Source organism: Enterobacter sp. A103 (assembly GCF_034427535.1).
In the GTDB taxonomy this organism is placed as follows: domain Bacteria; phylum Pseudomonadota; class Gammaproteobacteria; order Enterobacterales; family Enterobacteriaceae; genus Enterobacter; species Enterobacter asburiae_B.
In genome coordinates this window covers 1-21,936 of sequence record NZ_JAXQPQ010000015.1, presented here as the reverse complement: position 1 = coordinate 21,936, position 21,936 = coordinate 1, and the positions used below count along the sequence as shown (strand labels likewise).

General features: G+C 49.2%; 27 protein-coding genes, 4 tRNA genes and 3 pseudogenes. 11 read left to right on the top strand and 23 right to left on the bottom strand.

Features of this window, described 5'->3' with window-relative positions:
• Positions 1-7: 7 nt before the first annotated feature.
• The 4 genes from SPH27_RS21890 to SPH27_RS21875 all read right to left on the bottom strand — a co-directional run bounded on the left by SPH27_RS21890 (position 8) and on the right by SPH27_RS21875 (position 4,019).
• On the bottom strand, positions 8-343 hold the full coding sequence (locus SPH27_RS21890) for a phage tail protein (protein ID WP_322435848.1): 336 nt from the start codon (positions 341-343) through the stop codon (positions 8-10).
• Positions 340-2,886 carry a phage tail tape measure protein gene (locus SPH27_RS21885; protein WP_322435847.1) on the bottom strand — a complete coding sequence of 849 codons (2,547 nt, stop codon included), beginning with the start codon at positions 2,884-2,886 and terminating at the stop codon, positions 340-342. The genes SPH27_RS21890 and SPH27_RS21885 overlap by 4 nt, the downstream gene beginning before the upstream one ends.
• Positions 2,819-3,397 (bottom strand): DUF1441 family protein, encoded by a 579-nt coding sequence (locus tag SPH27_RS21880; RefSeq protein WP_322435846.1) that lies wholly within the window; start codon positions 3,395-3,397, stop codon positions 2,819-2,821. Before SPH27_RS21880 ends, SPH27_RS21885 begins: the two co-directional genes overlap by 68 nt.
• Before the next feature lie 280 nt (positions 3,398-3,677).
• Positions 3,678-4,019 carry a DUF2190 family protein gene (locus SPH27_RS21875; RefSeq protein ID WP_322435845.1) on the bottom strand — a complete coding sequence of 114 codons (342 nt, stop codon included), beginning with the start codon at positions 4,017-4,019 and terminating at the stop codon, positions 3,678-3,680.
• A 339-nt stretch (positions 4,020-4,358) separates the two neighbouring features.
• On the opposite strand from SPH27_RS21875, the gene SPH27_RS21870 reads away from it, so the two are divergent.
• Positions 4,359-4,490 (top strand): hypothetical protein, encoded by a 132-nt coding sequence (locus SPH27_RS21870; RefSeq protein WP_322435844.1) that lies wholly within the window; start codon positions 4,359-4,361, stop codon positions 4,488-4,490.
• Between the two features lie 240 nt (positions 4,491-4,730).
• Here SPH27_RS21870 and SPH27_RS21865 read toward each other — a convergent pair whose 3' ends face one another.
• From SPH27_RS21865 to SPH27_RS21815, 11 genes are all read right to left on the bottom strand, one after another.
• Positions 4,731-5,156, bottom strand: a complete 426-nt coding sequence (locus SPH27_RS21865) for a hypothetical protein (protein ID WP_322435843.1) — start codon at positions 5,154-5,156, stop codon at positions 4,731-4,733.
• A 189-nt stretch (positions 5,157-5,345) separates the two neighbouring features.
• Positions 5,346-5,582, bottom strand: coding sequence for a hypothetical protein (locus SPH27_RS21860; RefSeq protein WP_322435842.1), 237 nt, complete (start codon positions 5,580-5,582; stop codon positions 5,346-5,348).
• Positions 5,583-5,868: 286 nt separating this feature from the next.
• A complete protein-coding gene (locus tag SPH27_RS21855) occupies positions 5,869-6,489 on the bottom strand; it encodes a hypothetical protein (RefSeq protein WP_322435841.1) in 621 nt (206 codons plus the stop codon).
• Positions 6,490-6,505: 16 nt separating this feature from the next.
• Positions 6,506-6,772 (bottom strand): hypothetical protein, encoded by a 267-nt coding sequence (locus SPH27_RS21850; protein ID WP_322435840.1) that lies wholly within the window; start codon positions 6,770-6,772, stop codon positions 6,506-6,508.
• Positions 6,769-7,311, bottom strand: a complete 543-nt coding sequence (locus tag SPH27_RS21845) for a glycoside hydrolase family 108 protein (RefSeq protein ID WP_023150208.1) — start codon at positions 7,309-7,311, stop codon at positions 6,769-6,771. Before SPH27_RS21845 ends, SPH27_RS21850 begins: the two co-directional genes overlap by 4 nt.
• Positions 7,308-7,604, bottom strand: a complete 297-nt coding sequence (locus tag SPH27_RS21840; protein WP_047625964.1) for a phage holin family protein — start codon at positions 7,602-7,604, stop codon at positions 7,308-7,310. The genes SPH27_RS21845 and SPH27_RS21840 overlap by 4 nt, the downstream gene beginning before the upstream one ends.
• Complete coding sequence (locus SPH27_RS21835) at positions 7,601-8,005, bottom strand: putative holin (RefSeq protein WP_088475323.1); 405 nt, start codon at positions 8,003-8,005, stop codon at positions 7,601-7,603. Before SPH27_RS21835 ends, SPH27_RS21840 begins: the two co-directional genes overlap by 4 nt.
• Positions 8,006-8,301: 296 nt before the next feature.
• A tRNA-Gly gene (locus SPH27_RS21830) sits at positions 8,302-8,376 on the bottom strand.
• A gap of 1 nt (position 8,377) precedes the next feature.
• Positions 8,378-8,454 (bottom strand) — tRNA-Arg (locus SPH27_RS21825).
• 1 nt (position 8,455) lies between these two features.
• Positions 8,456-8,531: transfer RNA gene (locus tag SPH27_RS21820), tRNA-Gln, on the bottom strand.
• A gap of 2 nt (positions 8,532-8,533) precedes the next feature.
• Positions 8,534-8,610: transfer RNA gene (locus SPH27_RS21815), tRNA-Ile, on the bottom strand.
• A gap of 392 nt (positions 8,611-9,002) precedes the next feature.
• Between SPH27_RS21815 and SPH27_RS21810 the strand changes: the two genes are divergently transcribed.
• Both SPH27_RS21810 and SPH27_RS21805 read left to right on the top strand, forming a co-directional pair.
• Positions 9,003-9,308 carry a type II toxin-antitoxin system RelE/ParE family toxin gene (locus tag SPH27_RS21810; protein ID WP_322435839.1) on the top strand — a complete coding sequence of 102 codons (306 nt, stop codon included), beginning with the start codon at positions 9,003-9,005 and terminating at the stop codon, positions 9,306-9,308.
• Positions 9,305-9,595 (top strand): addiction module antidote protein, encoded by a 291-nt coding sequence (locus SPH27_RS21805; RefSeq protein ID WP_322435838.1) that lies wholly within the window; start codon positions 9,305-9,307, stop codon positions 9,593-9,595. Before SPH27_RS21810 ends, SPH27_RS21805 begins: the two co-directional genes overlap by 4 nt.
• A 165-nt stretch (positions 9,596-9,760) precedes the next feature.
• Here the strand turns inward: SPH27_RS21805 and SPH27_RS21800 are convergent.
• Positions 9,761-10,024 (bottom strand): annotated as a pseudogene (locus SPH27_RS21800) (antiterminator Q family protein); the annotation flags it as partial.
• A 98-nt stretch (positions 10,025-10,122) separates the two neighbouring features.
• Between SPH27_RS21800 and SPH27_RS21795 the strand changes: the two are divergent.
• The 3 genes from SPH27_RS21795 to SPH27_RS21785 all read left to right on the top strand — a co-directional run bounded on the left by SPH27_RS21795 (position 10,123) and on the right by SPH27_RS21785 (position 12,111).
• Positions 10,123-10,380 carry an excisionase family protein gene (locus SPH27_RS21795; RefSeq protein WP_322435837.1) on the top strand — a complete coding sequence of 86 codons (258 nt, stop codon included), beginning with the start codon at positions 10,123-10,125 and terminating at the stop codon, positions 10,378-10,380.
• 44 nt (positions 10,381-10,424) lie between these two features.
• Entirely contained in the window at positions 10,425-11,717 is a 1,293-nt protein-coding gene (locus SPH27_RS21790; RefSeq protein ID WP_322435836.1) for a site-specific integrase, read from the top strand.
• Positions 11,718-11,910: 193 nt separating this feature from the next.
• Complete coding sequence (locus tag SPH27_RS21785) at positions 11,911-12,111, top strand: hypothetical protein (protein ID WP_002211750.1); 201 nt, start codon at positions 11,911-11,913, stop codon at positions 12,109-12,111.
• 161 nt (positions 12,112-12,272) lie between these two features.
• Here the strand turns inward: SPH27_RS21785 and SPH27_RS21780 are convergent, their stop codons facing one another.
• A complete protein-coding gene (locus tag SPH27_RS21780; RefSeq protein ID WP_322435835.1) occupies positions 12,273-13,670 on the bottom strand; it encodes an ATP-binding protein in 1,398 nt (465 codons plus the stop codon).
• Positions 13,671-13,791: 121 nt separating this feature from the next.
• Here SPH27_RS21780 and SPH27_RS21775 point away from each other — a divergent pair.
• Positions 13,792-13,912: pseudogene (locus SPH27_RS21775) on the top strand (DUF4113 domain-containing protein); the annotation flags it as partial.
• A gap of 136 nt (positions 13,913-14,048) precedes the next feature.
• On the opposite strand, the gene SPH27_RS21770 reads toward SPH27_RS21775, so the two are convergent.
• Together SPH27_RS21770 and SPH27_RS21765 are read right to left on the bottom strand one after the other, a co-directional pair.
• Positions 14,049-15,020: a ParB family protein gene (locus tag SPH27_RS21770; protein ID WP_002215070.1), complete on the bottom strand. Its 972-nt coding sequence runs from the start codon at positions 15,018-15,020 to the stop codon at positions 14,049-14,051.
• A complete protein-coding gene (locus SPH27_RS21765; protein ID WP_002211752.1) occupies positions 15,017-16,222 on the bottom strand; it encodes an AAA family ATPase in 1,206 nt (401 codons plus the stop codon). Before SPH27_RS21765 ends, SPH27_RS21770 begins: the two co-directional genes overlap by 4 nt.
• 301 nt (positions 16,223-16,523) lie before the next feature.
• On the opposite strand from SPH27_RS21765, the gene SPH27_RS21760 reads away from it, so the two are divergent.
• The 3 genes from SPH27_RS21760 to SPH27_RS21750 all read left to right on the top strand — a co-directional run bounded on the left by SPH27_RS21760 (position 16,524) and on the right by SPH27_RS21750 (position 18,369).
• Positions 16,524-16,751 carry a type II toxin-antitoxin system Phd/YefM family antitoxin gene (locus SPH27_RS21760; RefSeq protein WP_002211753.1) on the top strand — a complete coding sequence of 76 codons (228 nt, stop codon included), beginning with the start codon at positions 16,524-16,526 and terminating at the stop codon, positions 16,749-16,751.
• Entirely contained in the window at positions 16,751-17,077 is a 327-nt protein-coding gene (locus tag SPH27_RS21755; RefSeq protein WP_002215068.1) for a type II toxin-antitoxin system RelE/ParE family toxin, read from the top strand. The genes SPH27_RS21760 and SPH27_RS21755 overlap by 1 nt, the downstream gene beginning before the upstream one ends.
• Before the next feature lie 362 nt (positions 17,078-17,439).
• The gene (locus SPH27_RS21750; RefSeq protein WP_322435834.1) at positions 17,440-18,369 is read left to right on the top strand and encodes an Rpn family recombination-promoting nuclease/putative transposase; all 930 of its coding nucleotides are present in this window, start codon (positions 17,440-17,442) and stop codon (positions 18,367-18,369) included.
• Positions 18,370-18,515: 146 nt separating this feature from the next.
• Here the strand turns inward: SPH27_RS21750 and SPH27_RS21745 are convergent, their stop codons facing one another.
• Positions 18,516-19,295, bottom strand: a complete 780-nt coding sequence (locus SPH27_RS21745; protein WP_322435866.1) for a site-specific integrase — start codon at positions 19,293-19,295, stop codon at positions 18,516-18,518.
• Positions 19,295-19,813, bottom strand: coding sequence for a hypothetical protein (locus SPH27_RS21740; protein WP_322435833.1), 519 nt, complete (start codon positions 19,811-19,813; stop codon positions 19,295-19,297). Before SPH27_RS21740 ends, SPH27_RS21745 begins: the two co-directional genes overlap by 1 nt.
• Before the next feature lie 547 nt (positions 19,814-20,360).
• On the opposite strand from SPH27_RS21740, the gene SPH27_RS21735 reads away from it, so the two are divergent.
• Entirely contained in the window at positions 20,361-20,963 is a 603-nt protein-coding gene (locus SPH27_RS21735; protein ID WP_322435832.1) for a helix-turn-helix domain-containing protein, read from the top strand.
• Between the two features lie 483 nt (positions 20,964-21,446).
• On the opposite strand, the pseudogene SPH27_RS21730 reads toward SPH27_RS21735, so the two are convergent.
• Both SPH27_RS21730 and SPH27_RS21725 read right to left on the bottom strand, forming a co-directional pair.
• Positions 21,447-21,698: pseudogene (locus SPH27_RS21730) on the bottom strand (IS66 family transposase); the annotation flags it as partial.
• Positions 21,699-21,747: 49 nt separating this feature from the next.
• Positions 21,748-21,936 (bottom strand): hypothetical protein (locus tag SPH27_RS21725; RefSeq protein ID WP_322435831.1); only part of this gene is annotated, 189 nt, incomplete at its 5' end.

Genomic DNA, 21,936 nt, shown 5'->3' with positions numbered 1-21,936 from the left:
ACAGCTCCTACATCATCACCTGCTCAAAGGTGGCACTGTACTCGCAGCGCAGGGCCTTCACCCCGGCGCTCCACTTCCGGCACATAACCCGGATTTGCCGGTAACCGTAGGGCGGCGTCCAGAGAAAGGATTTCACCCCGCCGTGACGGGATAAAAAGGTCTCCAGGAGCGCCGCCTGCTGCCGCGGTACCGACAGCGTGACGGTATATTTTTTCAGGTCCGTATTCAGCCCGTCAGGCTGACGCTGCTCATGGCCATCACCAAACTTCACCACCCTCACGCGCGGCTCTGACTCGACCCGCATATCAGGCCTTACTTTCCAGTGAAACACTTCATCTGTCACACTCTACCCCCTCCCAGCGAACCGCCGCTGCGCTGCTGGTTGCGAATGTAGTCCGCCGCTGCCCGCTGACCAACATCATAAACAGCCTGCAGCGCCTGCGGCCCAATCTGCCCGTTCTGTCCGTCGTTCTGAATGGCAATGTGGTACTGCGGCGCAAATACCGGCGCGCCGGCACCCGCCATCTGCGCCACCACGCCGAGCTTACCGTCCGCACCACGGCGAAGCGGGAATATCCCCTCCGGCCCGGCCTCGCCCATCAGCCCGGCGCCGTGCGCAAAAGCGAAAAGCGTCGGGCGGGCCACCACCTGGCCGCTGAAGGCACCAAGCGAAGCAGACCGGAAAACACCACCGAGGGCGTTAAAACTGACATTAGCGGCCGCAGCATCATAAGCACCAGAGGGCGTACTCCCTTCTCCACCACCGCCAAACGAACCCAGAATTGCCGATACTGCTTTAGATATCGCCGCCTGCATGGCGATCCGGGCGATATCTTTCAGTATTTCAGCAGTGAAGCTGCGGAAATTCAGCTTCCCGGTCAGCGCAAAGTTAATGACCGACTGGGACATGTTGTCGAACAGCCCCGCCGTGGCCTGCCTGGCGCGATCGGCCAGATCCATCTGGTTATTCGCCCAGTCCTGCATACCTGCCATAGCGCCCCCCAGGAAGTCCTGTTGTGCCGCCGCTTTTGCCTGTTCGCCTTTATTGACGGTATCGATCTGCTCCTGCATCTGCTGACGAAGGAACTCAGTCTGCTCGCGGTACTGGTCTTTCGTGTACTGCGCTTTGTCATCCTCCAGTTGCATCTGTTTTGCCGCAAAACTGTCCCTGATGGACTGAATTTTTTCCTGGTGCTCCCGCTCTTTCTGGCTGAGCGTCACCCCGGCAACATCTGTGTCAGTCTGTGTTTTAAGTTTATCGGTACTCAGGCGGAGACCCCGCTGTTCCGCCATCAGTTTACTGGCAGCCTGGATAATCAGGTTTTCTTTTTCCTGTGCCGCATTAAGGCGAAGCTGGGTATCAATCTCCCCCTGATGCAGAAGAAGAGATCGCTGCTCTGCCGTCAGTTTTTTCCCCGTCAGACCAGCAATCTCTGCACGAAACGCTGCCAGTTTTTTATCTGACTCAGTCAGCCGGTCATCGAGACTGAGGGTGCCTTTCAGCGTTTCGCTTTGCTCCCTGAGCACCTCCGCCTGTTCTTTCAGCGTGGCCAGACGTTTTGTGGCTTCATCATCATGGTAAGCGGGGGTTTTAGGATCCTTGTATTTGTCATTAATGTCACTGACACGTTTTGCATACTCTGCCTGGTTAATGACGTGATACTTCAGCAATCTTGCAGCATCATCGATATAGCGTTTCCGCGTTGCCGCATGATCCTCAAACTGCTTTTCCTCATCAAGAAACTGCCGACGCTCCTCCGCGGTATGTGCCGCCTCGCGCTTGATCGCAGCATTGAGATAATCGTCCATCCCGGCCTGAGAAGCTGCTGTGTCCGAGAGCGCCTTCGTCTGAGCTGCACGCTGTGCACGCGCGGCATCACCGGCCGCACCCGCAATAGCTTCATACCCGGAGCTAACCTGTGCCGACCAGACAGGTGCATCCTGTCCCATCTGACGCTGGGATTTGGCCAGTTCATCCGTAATCACTTTAAGTGCCGCTGCCTGGTGTCCTTGCCTGTCCAGTTCAAACACCTGATTCACTATCTCAGGCGTCAGAAAGCTGTAACTGTCTCCCAGGGTTTTCAGCGCCTTTACAGGGGAATCTGCCATGCCGGCAAATTTCTCGACCAGCTTATCCACCGCGTCACCCGTGCTGTGTGAGGTGGCTATCGCCGCATCCGCAACAGAGCGTAGCTGCGACTCAGTCAGACGAAATCCCGCCGCCGTTGCTACCGCAGTATTCGCGACATCACGGCTGACCCAGTTAAATCCCGCCAGTTCCTGAGACAGTGCAGCCAGAGACTGCCGGGATTCACCGGCATAATTCCCTGATTTGGCGAGCCCCTGACTGAATGCTGCCGTAGCCTCGTGGTCTTTCCAGAGGTTATAAGCCAGTACCCCGCCCGCCGCCGCCAGCGCACCAATCCCCAGTGTCACCGGATTCAGCATTCCGGCAACTGCACCCAGCGCCGGACGAATACCCCCAAATGAATCCCGTACCTGCCCGCCCTGCTGAATGAGAATTAGCAAGGGGTTCTGCCCGCCGGCAAGCTGGGTCACAATGTCCGTCATCTGCATGGGCAGGGTACGCAGTGCCATGGTGTACTGCCCGACCGAAATACCCGCTTTCTTCGCCGCAAGCTCATGGGTGGAAAATCCGGACGCCATTTTATGACCGGCCTTTTCTGCGGCCTCCGACAGCGCATAGAGTTCAGTACGCTCCTGCTCCAGCAGCGCCAGTGTGCCTTTAAACTGCGCCTCAGGTATAAGCCCGGCCTCAAAGCGACGGTGCAGTTCGGACACATTCTCATCAAGACGGTTAAATGCCCTCAGCGTCGGATCGATACTCTCCAGAAACCGTTTTGTCGCCGCGGATTTCTTCTTCATCTCGATTAAATATTGCTGACGCACTGGCCTGATAGGTCTGGGCGAACAATGCCTCTCGCAAATCATCAATAGTGTTCTGCACCATCGCGAGGTCTTTCGGCATCATTCCGGCGTCGCGCTCAAGCCTGTCAGGAAGCGTTTCAAGCTGCTGAACGACGGCCTTGATGGCAGCAGCATAAACACTGGTCACTTCATGCTCAGGAATAAGCTGACGCAGCTCTTTCTCCAGCCAGACACGCCCTTTCTCAGAGTCATACCAGTCTTTACGCTCTTTCGGGGGCATTGTGTTTGGGTTATGAAGGTCATCAGGATCCAGTGAAGAAGTGGGGCGAAATAATGCGGGTGCAGCCTCCTTTAGTTCAAAAACAGGGCTTCCGCGGACATTTCCCACCACCGGAACTCGCGCCTCTGCCAGCCGGCTCTTGACTGTCCTGCGATCGATGCCGAACGCTTCAGCAAGCTTGGATATACTCCAGTGATAAACACCACCAATATCGCTGACATTAGACATACCTCACTCCATGCACAGCTCAGATGTACAGCTCATTTTGTTTTTTTTTATTTATAATCAATGCATTAAGACAATGACACCTGTACATCTATAAATTCAAAATGTACAGGTGAAAACTCAATTTATTAATAAATATCAATATGTTAACAAACCTGTGGTGGAGCACATGAAAATGCAAAAATCTGTTTTTTTCCGCGGCGCTGCCTACCCGTGGCAGGGCCACCCCACCGGGAGGACCCATAGATGATAATGACTATCATTTTCATGCTTCACTGATGAATCAGTATCCCAGCCTGACGCGCCCTTCCGTCTCCCCGGGGTTGGTTGTGATCCATGCGGTGCCTGCCAGAGGGTTTTCATCTGTACCGTCTTTCGGCTCCTTTGTCAGATGGCCATCCTTAGTGAGCCAGAGACGGGCGCCGCGCTGCCAGGTCTCAGCGGCCACCTTAGGCAGCACAAACACCCCGGTCATCATCAGCACGCCGTGAGTGCCGTTGGGTATATCATGCTGGGCCACACCCGTAATCGCCCCCACAGTCACCGGCTGGCCGGATACCACATCCTTGCCCGTGCTGTTATGCCAGTCCATCGTGTGACCGTCTTCGTAATAGTTCTTTGCCATCGTTGTATTCTCCGTCTGGATTGATAAGAGAGCCCACAGAAAGCCATTGCGCAGGTCGCGGCTCAGAACGTCCGCGCGGCTGTGTGTCCAAGGGAGAGCCTGTCGCACGGCAAAACCACCGAAAGTTAAGAGCTTGCCCGGGCTCGCTGATGAAAGACTATCTTCGAAGTGCGCGTGCGATGCGCATTAAAAAGCCCCGCGATCGCGATTATTGTCCGTATGTCAGGGTGTTGCTTCAGTTTAACCCGGGTTAAAGCAGGGTTTTAGCCTGCCAGTGATGGGACACTGGCGCAATCAACCCGGAGGGATGGCTGATAAACTCTGGAGCAGGAATAAATAATGAAAGAAATTAATATCCAAATTGATAATGATATCAAGGCAGCAAGCCTGGGTGAGCTGGCTGAAGAACTTCAGGCCATGCGCTTTGCATTTGCCATACTTTTCACTCAGCTATCGCATGATGTTAGATAAAAGGAGAGAGCTATCGACTGAAGCAGAAACGAAAGGCCGGGGCTATAGCGGAAGCTAATCCGGAGTAAACAAGGTGGATCAATATTAAACCGTTGATGGTGACGGTTAGTGGATCACTTTTTACCCGTTGTTGACAGGAACGGCTACGTCACTGTTTCGATAGTTTATGATGGCTCTATCCATGGTGACGTCAATAAAAAACCGCCCGGAATGAAGGCGGCTTAAAATCATGGGAGAATTTTACTTTGCGTAGCCTTGAAATTGACCATCTTTCATCACTGCGACCTTCCCTGACTTGTAAATAATAATTTTGTTTAAGCCCTGAGAATAGGTAGTAGCAGTGGCTGTTACTTCATCCTGAGCAGCTGGCTTACCGTCCACGGTAACAATACCGAATTTGTCGCGTTTAATCGCTATCCCGTCATAATGTTTAATGAAGCTGGAGTCCTTCTTGCCGGACTGAGCTTTCTGAGGATACTGTGCCTGAGCGTTTTCCAACGCCTGCTTTTCTGCAGCAGCATTGATCCCAGACTGTCGGTTTTGTTCAGACAGATAGCACGTATCTCGACTAACACCCTGTGCTTCGCAATCCGCCATTCGAGATGTCGGGCTTGAACATCCAGCTAGAAATAACGCTGTAGAAACAAGAATAATTAACTTTTTCATATACACCTTAATAACATATTTTACAGATAACTTTCATCAGGAAGTTCTGTCCATTCAGATGTATAAATATCCTATATATTAATAGCAGTGAAATTGATAAAAGTCATGCCATACGGTTGGAAATGCCTGGATTTTTCGGTATTTATTCCAACCATTATCAAGCCCACCAGCAGGTGAGCTTTGTAATGGCTAGCCGTCAGAAAAAGAAACACCGAGGTCGATGATGACTTTTTTCTGTTCCTCAATACGACGTTCAAGCTCTGCTACCGCATGAGGGCGGATTGCCTCTTCAAAGGCAGCATCCTGATATGCTGACTGGATAGTCACACCGAATCCACCTCCGCCAGCGATTAGATCGCGCTGTTTTTGCAGTTCTCGAATGTTTTCCCAGATGCTATAGGCACGACTTAAGTCCTGAACTTTCATCTGTGTCTCTCTTTTGGGTGGGTATGGAAATATTCCCGCGATTGAATGTGAACACAGCAGCATGCTTCACTCCTGTTTCTGGCAGTTCGCCTGCCACGCTTTGTTATGCGCCAGGATGTCTTTCTTCGTCTGACGGTCCATAACGTCGATGTCGTGTTCAGTCAGGTAAAGTGGCCTGACTCAGTCACACGAATCGTGGACGAATACATAGTTGGGTTTTGGAGTGCCACCGACACAGCCAGCAATCAATGCTGAAACGGAAAGCATAGAGATAAAAATGAAATATTTATTCATTGTTGCCCTGCCATGGTTGAGCTAGCAGCGCCTTTTCAACACTCCATCCCCTGCTCAATCTGTGCGCGATTGTCTTTACTTTTATGCCATAGGTTTCTGCCGCTTTGGTAATGCACATTCGACCGGCTGGTGTATCGAGCATATGGTTACTACGTCGGTTTCTTGCCTGGTCTTTGGGTGTCGCCCATCGGCAATTTTCTGGTGAGTACGCCTTATCTACATCAATTCGATCAAGCGTGTGACCTGCTGGACGCTCGCCCATGTCTTTCAGGAAAGATTCAAATTTGCCCCAACGCTCACAAACTGAAATTCCGCGACCACCATAATCTCCGTAATACGCATCGCCGGGATAATTGCAACGCCGCTGCATTGACAGCCAACTGATATAAGTGGGAGAAGTTTCTGACGGTCTGCGATGCCCGTGTTTTACACCTGACATGCAACCGCAAGATTGTGTCCTGCCAGAGCGCAGGGCGTTAGACCTGATTATTTTTTCTGTTCCACACTCACAACTGCACAACCACATTGAAACGCCCGATTTATCCTTATTGGCGTAGGACTGTACAGTCAGCTTGCCGAACTTAACGCCGGTTAAGTCGATTGTTTTCCTCATGTTCACCCCTTATGTATTAGCCACGCTTCCACGTGTCACGCAGCTCGCGATCAACATCGTCATCAGGCATGCGGTTAACAGTCTGCTGTACATTGCTGGCCTCTTTCGTTGCTTCTACCCGGCGTTCGGCTACTGCTTCAGTGGCTGCGGCCTTTTCTTCGGTGCGCTTCTGGTCTGCTTTCGCTTCCGCTTTGCTGGTGCCGCGTGTATGACCCAGGCCAAACGCGGCGGCAATAGCAGCAAACACCGCGACAACGAGTCCGATAATCATCTCAAGCGTCATATAACCACCCGCTCCTTTACCCAGCCATAAACAAACGTCTCGTTCGCGCTGCGCTGTTCTGCCAGCTCAAGATAACGCTGACCCTGGCTACAATTCAGGGCCCGAAGCATAACCAGCTCACCCTCTTTTCCGCGCCGGGAAAGATAGCTTTTTAACGCGCTGATAGTTCGCGGACCGATAAAACCATCTGCAATCAGATCGGGATAGAGCGTGCCCTGAATGTTGAACACGTTCAGCCAGCGCTGGAACCATTTGGTCTGAACCGATGGGCCCATGTTTACGCCGGTATCGCACAGTTCGGCGGCAATGGCTGGTGATACCTCGGAAACAAGATCGAAGCGTGGCCCTGTCCAGTAGTCAGCAGTCAGGATATCCAGCGCCTGCTGGCGGGTAAGGTTGCGCATATCACCGTTATAACCGTGGGCGCGAGCTACCGCTTGCGTGATCCCCCAGTTTGTTGGGCCGCCTTTATCGTCAGGGTGATTAACGTACCCGCCCTCCTTACCAAGAATGGCGTCAAAAATTTCGTCTTTCGTCACGTTGTGCTCTCTCCCGTAATACGAGCGATATTGCCGCCCGCACGCCAGACAGCCACGCAGACAACAACGTTGATGAGGATTTCACCGTAATCGACCTGCACATAATCTCCGTGCCAGATGCGGAAAGCCGTGTACGCAGGAGCCAGAATCAGCCCGTAGGCCAGAAACTCCATTACCCGGCGCCGCCGCATACTGCGCTTGCGGAAAAACATCAGGCGGAACGAAATCATGATGCAGGCCAGTGCATTAAGGTGAAGCAACAGCCATGGAAAGTTCAGCAGCAGCCACGTCATTCTTCCCCCTTCACGCCGGGCAGATTGCCTGTTTTTGAGCGGGCAAGAATGCGCAGCAGAATTGTCACGGAAACCGTTGAGGCCGCCAGTGCGCCAATCGCGGGTGATACGTTGATAGTGACCGGCGGGCTAAGCTGATTCAGTCCGGCGTTGATAAGGGCGGCAATAATTTCTGAAGCAGTACCGGCACAGTAAATGCCACCGATAAACGAAATGAGCGCAAAAAGAATCTGCTTCCAGATTTTGTGGTCCTCAGAACTGAGGATATACAGCGCCGCCCCTGCGAGGGAGCAGACCATAACCGCAGGAGTGGCCTCAGGAAATAACGTGGCAAAAGTGATTCCAGTGGTTCCAGCGGCCACGCCAGCCGTTACCGTTGCAGTTATTGGTTCTGCGGACATTTAGCCCCCTCTTTTGCTGTAAGTCCTCTCAGAACGAGGGGAAATTAAAAAGGCCACCAGATGGCAGCCTTAGAAAAGAATAACCTCGCCAAAGCGAGGTTATTTGAATTTGAGGCACCTCATCCAACAAACCACCCGAGGTTAATTGGATTTTGACGAGATGCTTTTGGATGAGCGCTGAACTCAAAGGTCAGTATTTTCACACAGCAATTTTGCGAAAAGCAGCGCCCATTCAAAACGGGGGTGCTTTTCAGTCACTCCGGGCAACCCATCATCGCAGACCGAAAAGCTATAACTGGAGCGGGCAGCGGGAATCGAACCCGCATCATCAGCTTGGAAGGCTGAGGTAATAGCCATTATACGATGCCCGCATGGCACGCTGTACTGGAGTCGAACCAGTGACCGATTGCTTAGAAGGCAATTGCTCTATCCTGCTGAGCTAACAGCGCTTGGTCCGCCATCGAGGCCTCGAACCCCGTTCCTACAACATCAAGGTCGTATACTCTGCCAATTGAGTTAATGGCGGTTTGGTGGCCCTTGCTGGACTTGAACCAGCGACCGGGCGATTATGAGTCGCACGCTCTAACCAACTGAGCTAAAGGGCCGTTGCCTGTGACAAAAAAACAGATTACAAAAATGCTCTGACGCAAGCACGGCGCATATTGTGCACGTTGTACAATCACAGGCAACAATATAAAACACTCACTTTTACACATTAATGCACAACCAGCACTACCTCTACAAAAAATAAATGACCAATAACGGACATAAATGAAAACCAACAACATCGTAGCATTGTGATACCAATCAATTTTTATCTCATTATTTTATATACGGTATTTTCCGCACCAGAATTAATATAACCCTAAAGGAATATTAAAATGTCAAAAATACATTTTGTAGCACCATTTTTGCTTGGTGGAATTTTTCGTACATTTATCGCAAATCAACTTCGCTATTACTTGCCACCCCGTAGCTCATGAGCTACACTCAATGCATGAACAGAATCATCCGAAGCGAAACATTTTCTCTGTGGCTTGAGTTTCTGAGAGATGCCCGCGCCAGAGCGCGGATCATGATGCGCATTGACCGGATGTCAGAGGGCAATTTCGGCGATGTAGAACCTGTGGGGGAAGGGCTTAGTGAAGCCAGAATCCATTATGGTCCCGGCTATCGGGTCTATTTCATGCACCAGGGCGATCAAATCGTAGTGCTCTTGTGCGGCGGAGACAAAAGTACCCAGAAAAAAGATATCAGACAGGCCAGGCGCATCGCACAGGACTGGAAGGAGGAAAAAAAATGACAGAAAAATTTTCAGAATGGGATAGCGCAGAATATCTCAAAACCGAAGAAGATATGGCGGCATATCTCGATGCCTGCATTGAGGAAGCCGGTGATGATGCGGCATTTATAGCGAAAGCACTCGGCACAATAGCCAGAGCACGCGGAATGACGCAGGTCGCCAGAGATGCAGGAGTGTCGCGCGAAAGTCTGTACAGGGCATTATCAGGTAACGGAAATCCTGAGTTTGGCACTATTCTAAAAGTCATCAAGGCACTGGGGCTGCGTCTGCATTCTACTGCAGCTTAGCATCACTTTGATATCCGGGCTGCGTAAATCGACGCCAGACTTTACTGGTGCGTGGCGACCACAGCCCCGGTATCGTCAGGGGGCAAACCTCAGTATTTGAATCTGTCGATCACTATCCAGATAAGCGCGGCGGAAATCACCACCCCCATCAATCCAGATATCATCTCAAACCAGTACATGTTTCACTCCGGTTATTTTGGTTGATGCAGGCACGCGATTAACGTAGCGGTCCATCTCCAGCGTAACGTCAAGCACCATAAGCATGCCCTCAATTACACCTTCTGCCTTTTGAAGTTTCTTACCTATATGCGTATCTGAACACTTATGCTTACGGGCCAGCGCCATAAACGTCATGCCCATCACATAATAATCCACCAGCAGATCATGTAAATCCTGATTATTTTTGTTCAGCCTGGCGATACACCAGCAGCACAACGACTTCCTGGTTCAGGCTCTGCGCGAAATTGTAACGCCCTCCTCTTTTGCGCGTTGCGTGCGTCTGGCTAAAGAGAAAATGGAGGAGATCCATGCAAACCAGTGCTGAAATCGTTCTTCTGGTGCCGAATGACTGGGTTAGCGAAAAGGTTCTGATTGCGGTTACCGGACTCAAGCCCGGAACCATCACCCGCGCCAGAAAAGAATCCTGGATGCTGGGACGCGAGTACCTGCACATCTCACCAGATGGTAATCCCAAGCCTTCGAGCGAATGTATGTACGACAGGAAAGCCGTTGATCAGTGGATCGAGGCTCAGAAAAAAAATCAACCAGGTGCGAAGACAGCATGAAAAGCAGTACACTCGTCAGCGCTCCTGGACGTCAGGAGGGATTAATGGCTAATGCATCATACCCGACAGGCGTCGAAAACCACGGCGGTTCACTCCGCATCTGGTTTGTATATAAAGGCAAGCGAGTCAGGGAAAACCTCGGTGTCCCTGATACTGCCAAAAATCGCAAGATAGCCGGCGAGCTTCGTTCTTCAGTTTGTTTTGCGATAAGGATAGGGAATTTTAACTATGCGGAAAAATTCCCAAACTCACCGAACCTTGCCCGGTTCGGTCAGGATAGAAAGGAAATTACTGTGCTGGAGCTTACCGAAAAGTGGTCTGAGCTGAAGAGAATGGAAATCAGCTCAAACACTATGAGTCGGTACGAATCCATCATAAAAAACATGCTTCCGCGCATCGGCGAAAACAAAATGGTTTCTGCGGTGACCACTGAGGATTTGCTGTACGTGAGAAAGGAGTTGCTGACGGGTTTTCATGTAATGAAGAAGGATCACCGGACACAGGTTAAAGGCAGGAAGTCTTCCACCGTGAATAATTACATGATGCTGATGGCCGAGATCTTCCAGTTCGGAGCAGATAACGGTTACGCGAAGGAAAACCCGTTTAGCGGAATTAACCGCCTCAAAAAAGCGAAAGGTGAACCAGATCCACTCACGACAGAAGAGTTTATCCGGTTTATCCAGGCTTGCGGCCACCAGCAGATGAGAAATCTCTGGTCGCTGGCAGTCTATACTGGAATGAGGCATGGGGAGTTGTGCGGTCTGGCGTGGGAGGATATCGATCTGCATGCCGGAACCATCACAGTGAAACGCAACCTTACCCAGACGAATGAGTTCACCCTGCCAAAAACCGACGCAGGCACTGACAGGGTGATTTATCTCATTGAACCAGCTATTGATGCCCTGAGGAATCAGGCCCAGCTGGCGCGCCTTGGCCGGCAGTATGAGATTGAAGTGAAATTGCGGGAATATGGCCAGTCAGTCATACACCCCTGCACTTTCGTTTTCAGTCCTCAATGCGTCAAGCATGGTCCTCGTAGAGGATATCACTACGCGGTTAATTCGATTAATAAAATTTGGGCCCCGATAATAAAGCGCGCCGGAATACGGTACCGCAACGCCTACCAGTCGCGACATACTTATGCGTGCTGGTCATTATCAGCTGGGGCAAACCCAAACTTTATAGCAACTCAAATGGGACATACCGATGCACAGATGGTTTACAAGGTGTATGGAAAGTGGATGTCAGAGAAGAGTGCCGAACAGGTTTCCCTGCTCAACCAGGCCCTTTCACGCTTTGCCCCATCACTGCCCCAAAGCATGGTTGTAGCACAGTAGAAAACCTTAAATTCAAGTGGTTAGCAGCACTATTGCTACATTTGTATAAAATGAGGGTATTCCGCGCAGGTCGCTACCAGCACGGATGACAGCGCGCCTGACAAAACGGTCATCTTTTAACCACACTACGCAGACTTCACTTTTTCTGGTGTGGTATGTTGATGCTGAATGTACACAACCGGAGCGGAGAAAGATGGACAGAGAAATGCTGGCAGAGTGGCTGCGGGATATTGCCCGACATATAGAAGAGGAAAGTCCACTGATTCGTGATGTCAGTGTGGATGATGCCCTTTCAGAGGAGGGGCTGGCCAGAAAGATCATCACTATCACGTTCAATGCGCCTGGTCGTGCCCCACAGCCTGAAGAAGATGTTAGCAGCATCCCCCGACACTAAAACAGCATTAAGATGTTAGCCTCGAAAATTGAGTAATTGCCTGATCAAGAGACAGGAGAAGAGCAAGACTCCGCTGTACGGGTAACTCGACATGATGCAAACGCTGAATACCCGAGTATTGCATATATAATTCGCGGGTATTCCATTCATTTACAGATACGTTATTCGTTTTCTTCAGCTTCCTTTTCATCATCACGTCTGAGGCGAGCTACGCTGCGTTCCACCGTGCTGAGGGGATTGTATACCCCTCTAACTGCAGCTGTTCTGGTACTTGCTGTATGGGCGCTATACTGCCGATCAAAATCCAGAACTATTCCGCACTTCTCTGCCTGCATTCTGACAAAGCCTCTGATCATGTTTTCCCTGAACCGAAACCATCCTGGCCGGACACCATCCTTCCCGACAAGCGCATGGCACAGAATAGATCCGTGATTCTCTTTACGAAGCCGAGCAAAACGACTGTCGAAGTTTTTCTGCGTCAGAGGTTCAATGTCGAGGTACTTCATCACCTGGATATAGGAGGTAATGATGTGGTCTTTCATTCTGTTGAGGTCTGCACCTTCAGCCATCGCCCAAAGAATGTGATGCATATGCTCATCTCGGCAGGTAGCTGCCTCATAACATGATCTGAGCGTTTCCTCAGCAGACAATACAGCTGCATCGAGCGAAGCTAGAAATAGATCACGTGTAACTGTGCTAACGACTTCATCTGCCATGTAACACTCATGAAGGAGCTTGCTGCACATGAGATGGACATAGTAGGGAAATCCATCACTCAACGCGCATATACGGTCTGCGATATCATCAGGGATATTAATATCAAAATATCTAAATGCACTTTCAACGATACGCTGACGACCTGTCCAGTGCAGACGTTCAAGATCAACCTGCTCAATCTGTCTCTGACTGGACAGATGTCCGCCAATCAAATCAGATACCGACTGCCCAATCCCGGTGAAGATGATACGAACGGGTACATCCCCATCGCTTAACTGCTTGAGCAAAACACCAAAGCGGGCACGCTGCTCCTCGCTACGGATCAGGTCAAATTCATCAATAACAATAACCGTGTTATCCGAATAGCGTTCCGTCAGATAGTTCAGGGCTTCAACAGCACTGGCCATATTAACGACTGAACGAACGCGAGAAGTTTCACGCTCTTCAACACGGGCTTCGGCTTTTAAAACAGGAATATTGAGACCAAAAGTTGCAGACGTTTTGTACCGGTCTACCGGCATGCGCATCATTCCTTGGCTAATAACCGATTCGATGACTGTTTCCAGGGTCGAGTCATGGTCACAACTGACGGTAATAGGACGGTTATCCGAAGACTGGATAAGCGAAGCGGCTGTGTGGGCGAGGGAGGTTTTACCTACTCCGCGATCGCCATAAATGAACACATGTCGGCCCGGTGAATGAAGCGCCAGTTGTATCGTCTCCAACTGCTTATCCCGCCCAAAAAGCTTTTCAGGTGTACGCACTGGCACACTGAGAGTAAGCACTTCATTGAGCCGGGTGGCAAAAGTTGGTAAATCGCAACCTGCAATAGCCACGTCCATTCACTCCGAGAAGATGATTTAGGGGCTATTATACTGATTTCCTGAAAGCGAGTGCATGGCAACGCAGTGTAAATGGAGAAAGTAAATTACATAAGTTGGAACAGATGAGATACATGGATATTCATGTCTGGGAAAAGTGTGGTTTGCTGGAAGGGGTAGCGTCTGAATGGCATATAAAACGGGAGATGCTTTCGCCTGCCTATACAACTCGCTGGTCTGAACTGCCAATAGCGAAATTATGAGTCACGAAGAGGTTGAAAAGCGTGGTGATTTCAGTGTGAACGAATTTTCAATTTTCCTTTATAATCAAATAAATAACCATGAAATTGGCGTGGTGAAAAACATACAAAAAAGGATGCTCTTCGGCATCCTTATCCCTTACTCACCTGATTCTGGAAGTCTTTCCAGAATACGTTTTATTGCCTTATCAATCTCCGACTGTGCCTCAGCGGAAATACGGGAAAACTCATAAACAACAAGTCGCTTCTTTGGATCAGTTTTCTTTCTGGCAAACTGATTACGATCTGAAAATTCTCTCAGCTTCTCTGTTTGAACCGTTCTAGTTGGGAGGGCTGTCAGCAATTTGCTCTCCGACCGGATAACCGCAAGAATTTTGCTTTTATCAATTGCCGGATAATCTGGCATGGTCTTCAACCGATGCTGAACTTTTTCCATCAGCTCTGTTACCGATGTTTGCTTGTTGTTTGCTTCTTCGGCCAGTTTCAGTAAAAACTGATAATCCGACAACGAAATATCATTTATCACCGGGAACACTGCAACCATTTCGTCTGGCACTGCTGCGGCCTGAAACGCACGTGTCACTTTCGCCGGAGAGAGATTTTCTTTCAACGCAATATCTTCTTTCGTCATGCTGGTTCCGTAGGTAACTTCGAGTCGCTTCCCCAGCTCGCGAAGACTATGTTCTCTGGCAGTCTGGATATCTTTCGCCAACTGCCGTGCATCGGCGAGTGAGATATCATCTTTTGTTACCAGAATTTCGAATTTAACGTTATTAAAGATGCAGGCAGCACGACGTCGGGTTCCATCTAATATCTCAATTAGTCCATTAACCTCCCGACCAATAGCCGGAAAGAACTGCTGCAGCTTTATCGTCCGGGAAATATCACTGACGGACTCGCGCGTAAGCATTGTCTGATCACGTCCATTAACCGAAGCATCAACGAACGTTTTTGATTCAACTTCTCCGCTTAACACAACTGTTTTGACAAACCTAGCCTGCACGCCTGATTTAAGGGTAAATGTTTTAACATCACCGTCGCCTTCGAGCATTCTAGCGAACTCTGAATTACTATTTCCCAGAACCCGACCACGAGCTATAACCTGTTTCATTTTGACGCTCCCCTGATATATTCAATTCGGTCAAATACGGCCTTAGTAAACCGTTCAGCTTCAGTACGTGCCTTTTTCAATGCCTCTGCACTTCCCGGGTACGAAACAGGGTTAGCACTAATGATGGTGTCAAAAGACTCACCACATCGTTCGAATCCGTCCAACCTCGGGAGCGATGAGTCTAGGATGTTACTCGCATACACCTCACGAGCCAGACTATGGGACGTTTCGTGATCGCGCTTACTGGTCATTTTTGACATAAATCCAATACTTGCACTCAGGCGTGGCTCTACACCTTCTTCTTCAAGACGCTCAAGCATTTCTGGCAAACGAGTCAGATACTTAAGGGTTGAATGGAAATCAACCTGTGCCGGAGGGGTAGGGGTCAAAAGCAAATCACTCGCAGCTAAGCCATTCAGAAGGAATGGATCAAGATGAGGGCCAGTATCAATAAAGACAAAATCATAATCACCAGCGATACGGTCAATGATTGTTTTTCTGAGAACTTCAGAAGGTTTAAGACCAGGTAAATGTTCTGCTACCAGAGACTCCCACTGGCTCGCCACGAAACCATCATCAATAGAAGCAGGTATAACATCAACACCTGGAATAATAGTCGGCCGTATAACCGCTTCTCGCAACGTTTCAGCATCCAGATCATTCAGCATTGCCTGAGCGGCGGTTTCAAGGACTGTGCCGATGCTGTGGGTGTGATCCAGAAACATGGTGCTGGATGCCTGCGGGTCGAGGTCTATAACCAAAATACGAAGATCATGGCGAAGCAAATCCTGATGTACACGTAATGCATGTGCCAGCGTTACTGTACTGACTGTTTTTGATACCCCACCTTTTAGGTTGACGACAAAAATTACGTAAGGTGCTTTATGAATATCACGGTACTTAGGTATCTGTCGGTGAGCATATATATCAATAACGTTCTGAATTGTTAGTGCATATTGCTCGACGTTGCCAACCTGCTTTTTATTAAATTCATAGCCGCTTTCTTCCATTTCTTTAACGGCCAGCTCTACGATGCGTCGGCTCAGCTTAGGCAATTTTGCGACCGCATTACGAGTATATGTTTGATGATATTCTGTCAGATTGAATTCTTTTCTTTGTTCCTCAATATCCCGACTCATTGCCTGAAGTAGAGCACTTGCTCTGAGCGCTATGGTACCGACACTACCGTAATCTCGTTTCATAGTTTCCCCTGAGATAGATTCCCTGCCCATATATTGCCTATAAAGTTCAATCACATTGTACATACACACAAAAAATGTACAACATATTTTGTATTGTCATTAAATTATTGTACGTAGCCAACCATCATTCACATCAAACCGCGCAGTTAGACATCGTTTCTGAGCAGGCGAGGGGGTGGAGGGTATGGTGGTAACAAGTAATCACTACACAGCTAGGACATTCAGGTCATTCTGTCCAGAGACTGTTGCGACAAGACCAAATATAGACTATATTTAAACCTCTTTGTTATGTGAGGTTGTTATGAAAATTGAAACCATTAGCTATGTGAAAAAAAACGCAGCGTCACTCGATCTGGAAGAACCAATTCTTGTTACTCAAAATGGGGTTCCGGCATATGTTATTGAGTCATACGATGCGCAACAGGAGCGACAGAACGCGATTGCACTACTGAAGTTGCTGACGCTTTCAGAGCAAGATAAGGCAGACGGCAATATTTTCAGTAAAGAACAACTACTGGCGGGTCTGTAATGGCGATTGTTATTCAGTACACCAGAACTGTCAAAACCTGCATTGATGATATTGCGAGCCACTTACGTCATATCGAGTCAGAACCAAAGGAAGTGATCAGCGGCATCATTGAGCACTTCGAAAAACGAGTCAGTGATTTTCCACTTGGGTGTCAGGTCTGCCCGGAGTTACTCAAGATAGGTTGTGCTAAATATCGTGAGTGCAACACCCCTGACGGCTACAGAGTATTGTACTCAGTGGAGGATAATGTAATAACAGCACACGCAATACTATCCCACAGGCAGGATATACAAAACCTTCTCTTTAAACGCCTAATTAGAATTTGACCAGAAACGAAAACCGTGAGTCTGTTCAGAGCTTGCATCTGAGGCGAAGGGTTGGATAAGCCCTACGGGCGCGTCAGCCTGTCACATTCGGGTATGCCTCAACGATACTTAGCCAGACCTTGGATCCCTGCATTACTGTGACCATATATCTGGTACTACTAAATTTATGACCACCTAAATGTCGTCAGGACATGCATAGCTGGAAAGCGAATGAGCCCCAGAGAAGTAATGATAAAAAAGAAAGGCATGAACAATGTTCATGTGGCAAAACATACAGGATAAATAGCAATTGTCTTCCACACCAATGTGAGCGTTTTTTGCCTGTGGTATTATATCCCGGTCATTTTTCAGAGCATGGACTGATGAAAAAGAGAAATACTACCCCGACGCCCCACGATGCGACGTTCAGGCAGTTTCTGACACAGCCGGGCATTGCCCGTGACTTTATGGAGCTTCATCTACCAGCAGAGTTACAGGCAATCTGCGATCTCAGTACGCTTAAACTGGAGTCGGGCTCATTCGTTGAAGATGATCTGCGGCAGTACTTCAGTGACGTACTTTATAGCCTGAAAACCACAGGCAGTGATGGCTATATTCACGTGCTCATTGAGCATCAGTCGTCACCTGACAAACATATGGCTTTCCGTCTGATCCGTTATGCCGTGGCGGCCATGCAACGCCACCTGGAGGCTGGGCATAAAAAACTGCCACTGGTGATACCTGTGCTGTTCTATACAGGTAAACGCAGCCCGTATCCTTACTCAACCAGGTGGCTCGATGAGTTTGACGATCCGGCGCTGGCGGGAGAGCTCTACGGCAGTGCATTTCCGCTGGTTGACGTTACCGTGATCCCGGATGATGAAATCGCTGGTCATCGCAGTATGGCCGCTCTGACTCTGCTTCAGAAACATATTCATCAGCGGGACCTGGCGGAACTGGTGGACCGACTGGCCCCCATATTACTGACCGGATATCTGTCTTCATCACAGGTGATATCGCTGGTACACTATATAGTACAGGCAGGCGAAACAGCCGACGCCGAAGCCTTTGTACGCGAACTGGCACAGCGTGTGCCGCAACACGGAGACGCACTTATGACCATCGCACAACAGCTTGAACAGAAAGGTATCGAGAAGGGGATTCAGCTCGGTGAACAACGTGGAATTGAAAAAGGCGAGCGGGAAGCCACCCTTAAAATTGCCCGGACCATGCTGCAGAACGGCATTGACCGCAGTACCGTTATGAAAATGACCGGTCTGAACGAAGATGACCTGGCGCAGATCCGCCACTGAGTATTCTTTCGTGAAATTCTCTTTGCTATCAGGCTGAAGATATTATCTCCCTCACTGCAGCTCATTCCGAACACGGGAGTTGTTCAGAACTTGTTTCTGCACAGCTCCCGCGTTGGACAAGCCTCCGGCGCGTCAGCCTGTAAAGTTTAAAGATGCCCTTTCAACATTGCCACCGCCTCGGTACCCGGCATCAAAAACTGAACCCGATGACGGGCAGCCACATCGAGCGCAAACACCTTCGTATACACTTCTGTCGAGCTGACCGATTTGTGCCCCATCAGGCTCTGCAGCACCTTCAGCGGAATTCCCGCGTACAGCATGTGCATGGCGTAGGAGTGGCGGAACGTGTGCGGGGTAACCGGAACTGAGAATGTCACACCGTCGGCGGCTGCCGCTTCCACGGCTTCGCCCAGCCAGGTGCGGACCGTCCGATCAGTGATCTCCCAGATGCGCGCCTTCTCTGTCTTGCCGGTTCGCCTGTTGCGGCGCTCCAGCGGGATCTTCAGGGTGGCCACCATCGTCTCCAGCTGGCTGACGTACTGTTGATCGGAAAGCGGTACCAGCCGGTGCGCCTGGCTGCCGGCGGGCGATCGCCCCGCCGTTCTGGCCGCTTTCTCCGTACGCTGCTTAAGGGTGGCCAGCTGCACGAACGGGTAGGGCGGTGCCAGCGAAAAATCCCCACGAGTCAGCGCCAGTGCCTCATTAATGCGCGCGCCCGTGTTCCAGAGTGTTGCCAGCAGCATCTTGCGGTGCAAATCGGGGACGTAGTGGAGCAGGGCACTCACTTCCGGTGCCAGCAGGTATTTCGGAAGTTCATCCTGAACCTGGGCCATCTGACGCAGGGCCAGTGCCGCCGGATAGTCGATGGCCACCGGCAGTTGGGTAGCTGGATCAACTGGCGACGAATATGTAATAAGATTGCTCATCATCCCATGCTATCCTCGTAAGGTTCCGTACAGTATAACTTCCGGTGTTCAGCCGCTTCTTTAGCCCTGCGCCGTCGTTCGATTCGCCATACTTCCCAGAGTACAGGCTGCGCTGACCAGAAGGTTGCAGCAAGACGCGTCTCCGGAAATCCAGCAATTTTCCGAAGACGTCTTACCTGAATGATTGTCCTGAGACCCAATCGGGCATATTGATACCGTCGTTCACGGAAGTATTCTCTGTAGTCTCCGGGGAAGTCGGCTTTTTTGACGTAATCAATTGCCTTACTGGCTTCACTATGCAGGACAGGTAGTTCACGAATGCGGTAAATAATTCGTGGCTGGAGCACCTTCCAGTCGCCGGTAATATCTCGGTAGCTGAGTTCCGGATAATCAACCGTAGGCTCACGGATGGGTTGAGGATCGTTATTATCCTCCCCGGTATCTGCGGCCACATCTGCGCAGGATTCGACAAATTTTTCCAGCAAAAAAACAAAATAGGCGTAGTCAGCAGGTACCATAGCCGATCACCTGTTGACGTGGCAGTATTCATCGCTGTTGATAAAGGAGTAAAGACAGAATGCAGAACAACTGCCTGAGAGAGGCCAGATAGCTGGTTTCCCTGGACATCACGAAGTATCATCCGGATCTGTGTGGTGGACGATCCATCTGCAGGTAGAACGCCCTTGCTAAACGATACAGCACTTTTGGCCACGCTAACTTCAGCTTTCTCAACTATCAGCTGAGTTTGCACATCCTCCGAGTAATTCCCGTTTAAATCTTTAGCCCGTGCATGGATTATGTACTGATTGACTGCACCGGGATGATAATCAGGTAAGCTAACCTGTAGTGCCTGACTGCCGTTCGGAGTTATTCGCCCCCCTGCTGCTTCGAACTCAGGGGCAGTCCATATAATTCCGACCAGACCATGCTTTGCCGTCACGGATGCTGTCAGCAACTGGATACTGTTCGCTGGACCCCGGATGGCATCCGGCAGGCTGATACGAACCTAGAGTGTAAACATGCTATACTGTTTGTCATGACTTCTTACTATTTCGAGACATTAAAATGAAACCTGCAAATATTGAACCTATCCATCGACTGGGAGAAGCTATTGCAAAATCCGATAAATCTCATTTAGTGATGCATAAAAGTAAACAAAGAATTGATGTACATAATAAGAATCACGTTTTTTATTTGGCAAAAGGCAACATAGGCGCTTACTCCTTCGATGGTGAGGTTCTTATTTTTAATATTTTCGCCCCTGAAATAATTTGTCTGGAAAAACTCAAAGACCATAAGATCCTGAACCACCTAAGATGCGTCACGGACTGTGAGCTTCATGTCATAAACACTGATTACTTACGCGATATAATTGATAAAGGCTCATTATGGTCTGACGCCTTTGATATCATAAGTCGATATTTATATATCTATTATGTCAGAGACAATAACCTGACACGACCGACAGCTAAGGAATCAATTATTCAATATCTTAAATATATATGGGGTTTTGAAAACACACAAAGAGAGAGTACATCTGTATACACTTTCCTTTTGGAGAGAACGCATATCTCCAGAAGCCTGATTCATAAAGTTTTATCAGAACTTGAAAAAGATGGTGTTATCAGTGTTTCTCGGGGTATTCTTACTATGTGTAACCTGCCCTGATAATTAAATTTTTCAATGGATCCCAAGCAAGTTTTTTTGTCACAACGCTTCTGATGTGGCAGGGGTTTTGACCTGAATCAGAAAGCGTTGCGGTCTGTTAGCCCTTTTACGTTGAAATCCAGGCAGCGCTTTAACATGATTATAACGTCATGGAAAGATCCCTCTAAGAAAGTGAGAAAGTATACAAATCAACATAATCATTATGCACCAGCAGATAAAGAAAACCTTAAAAGATACCATTATAACCTTCAATGATTTGTTCAGAAAATTAATTGCAAACAGATATATATAAATACGCCACGCCATCATATTAATGTTGAGCTGCCATATGCGCAATGTTTATAATTTTACACATTTACACATTTACACATTTACACATTTACACATTTACACATAAGGACGCATGGCCTGAAAGTTGAACGCTGTGTAGGCTCCGGGAATATATTTCCCGGGGGAAACACACTGCCCGTCAGGGAGCGACAATAGGTAGCTTTCTGGATCCACTCCGTTCAGTTTGCACGTCCCGATCAGACTGTACAGTAACGCTCCACGCTCACCACCGTGGTCTGAGCCGAAGAACAACCAGTTTTTACGACCCAGACTGACCATCCGCAGGGCATTTTCAGCGATGTTGTTATCCGCTTCGGTCCAGCCATCCTCCGCATAGTACGTCAGTGCCGGCCACTGGTTCAGGGCGTATATGAACGCCTTCGCCAGCTCCGAGTGTCGCGACATAATTATCAAAGATATGAAGGGTATTAAATTTTCACAATAACCTGCTCTATTATTCTTTACCGGGGCACGTTGAAAGTTCAATAGTATTATGGCACATGAGGCAAAACGCCTTTTTTGTATAGTTTCTCAGTACGTTATCCCAATCAGACAGATGCCCTTTACCGTTTTTTTCTCTTAAAGCAGATAGTTTGTCGATTTCGTAGTAAGCGCTCAGGCAACCACAGTAAGGGCATAACAC

What these genes read in the sequence shown, in the direction of transcription:
- SPH27_RS21885 (WP_322435847.1), bottom strand. Translation starts at nt 2,886, where the DNA reads ATGAAGAAGAAATCCGCGGCGACAAAACGGTTTCTGGAGAGTATCGAT.
- SPH27_RS21880 (WP_322435846.1), bottom strand. Translation starts at nt 3,397, where the DNA reads ATGTCTAATGTCAGCGATATTGGTGGTGTTTATCACTGGAGTATATCC.
- SPH27_RS21875 (WP_322435845.1), bottom strand. Translation starts at nt 4,019, where the DNA reads ATGGCAAAGAACTATTACGAAGACGGTCACACGATGGACTGGCATAAC.
- SPH27_RS21870 (WP_322435844.1), top strand. Translation starts at nt 4,359, where the DNA reads ATGAAAGAAATTAATATCCAAATTGATAATGATATCAAGGCAGCAAGC.
- SPH27_RS21865 (WP_322435843.1), bottom strand. Translation starts at nt 5,156, where the DNA reads ATGAAAAAGTTAATTATTCTTGTTTCTACAGCGTTATTTCTAGCTGGA.
- SPH27_RS21860 (WP_322435842.1), bottom strand. Translation starts at nt 5,582, where the DNA reads ATGAAAGTTCAGGACTTAAGTCGTGCCTATAGCATCTGGGAAAACATT.
- SPH27_RS21855 (WP_322435841.1), bottom strand. Translation starts at nt 6,489, where the DNA reads ATGAGGAAAACAATCGACTTAACCGGCGTTAAGTTCGGCAAGCTGACT.
- SPH27_RS21850 (WP_322435840.1), bottom strand. Translation starts at nt 6,772, where the DNA reads ATGACGCTTGAGATGATTATCGGACTCGTTGTCGCGGTGTTTGCTGCT.
- SPH27_RS21840 (WP_047625964.1), bottom strand. Translation starts at nt 7,604, where the DNA reads ATGACGTGGCTGCTGCTGAACTTTCCATGGCTGTTGCTTCACCTTAAT.
- SPH27_RS21835 (WP_088475323.1), bottom strand. Translation starts at nt 8,005, where the DNA reads ATGTCCGCAGAACCAATAACTGCAACGGTAACGGCTGGCGTGGCCGCT.
- SPH27_RS21810 (WP_322435839.1), top strand. Translation starts at nt 9,003, where the DNA reads ATGAACAGAATCATCCGAAGCGAAACATTTTCTCTGTGGCTTGAGTTT.
- SPH27_RS21805 (WP_322435838.1), top strand. Translation starts at nt 9,305, where the DNA reads ATGACAGAAAAATTTTCAGAATGGGATAGCGCAGAATATCTCAAAACC.
- SPH27_RS21795 (WP_322435837.1), top strand. Translation starts at nt 10,123, where the DNA reads ATGCAAACCAGTGCTGAAATCGTTCTTCTGGTGCCGAATGACTGGGTT.
- SPH27_RS21790 (WP_322435836.1), top strand. Translation starts at nt 10,425, where the DNA reads ATGGCTAATGCATCATACCCGACAGGCGTCGAAAACCACGGCGGTTCA.
- SPH27_RS21785 (WP_002211750.1), top strand. Translation starts at nt 11,911, where the DNA reads ATGGACAGAGAAATGCTGGCAGAGTGGCTGCGGGATATTGCCCGACAT.
- SPH27_RS21780 (WP_322435835.1), bottom strand. Translation starts at nt 13,670, where the DNA reads ATGGACGTGGCTATTGCAGGTTGCGATTTACCAACTTTTGCCACCCGG.
- SPH27_RS21770 (WP_002215070.1), bottom strand. Translation starts at nt 15,020, where the DNA reads ATGAAACAGGTTATAGCTCGTGGTCGGGTTCTGGGAAATAGTAATTCA.
- SPH27_RS21765 (WP_002211752.1), bottom strand. Translation starts at nt 16,222, where the DNA reads ATGAAACGAGATTACGGTAGTGTCGGTACCATAGCGCTCAGAGCAAGT.
- SPH27_RS21760 (WP_002211753.1), top strand. Translation starts at nt 16,524, where the DNA reads ATGAAAATTGAAACCATTAGCTATGTGAAAAAAAACGCAGCGTCACTC.
- SPH27_RS21755 (WP_002215068.1), top strand. Translation starts at nt 16,751, where the DNA reads ATGGCGATTGTTATTCAGTACACCAGAACTGTCAAAACCTGCATTGAT.
- SPH27_RS21750 (WP_322435834.1), top strand. Translation starts at nt 17,440, where the DNA reads ATGAAAAAGAGAAATACTACCCCGACGCCCCACGATGCGACGTTCAGG.
- SPH27_RS21745 (WP_322435866.1), bottom strand. Translation starts at nt 19,295, where the DNA reads ATGAGCAATCTTATTACATATTCGTCGCCAGTTGATCCAGCTACCCAA.
- SPH27_RS21740 (WP_322435833.1), bottom strand. Translation starts at nt 19,813, where the DNA reads ATGGTACCTGCTGACTACGCCTATTTTGTTTTTTTGCTGGAAAAATTT.
- SPH27_RS21735 (WP_322435832.1), top strand. Translation starts at nt 20,361, where the DNA reads ATGAAACCTGCAAATATTGAACCTATCCATCGACTGGGAGAAGCTATT.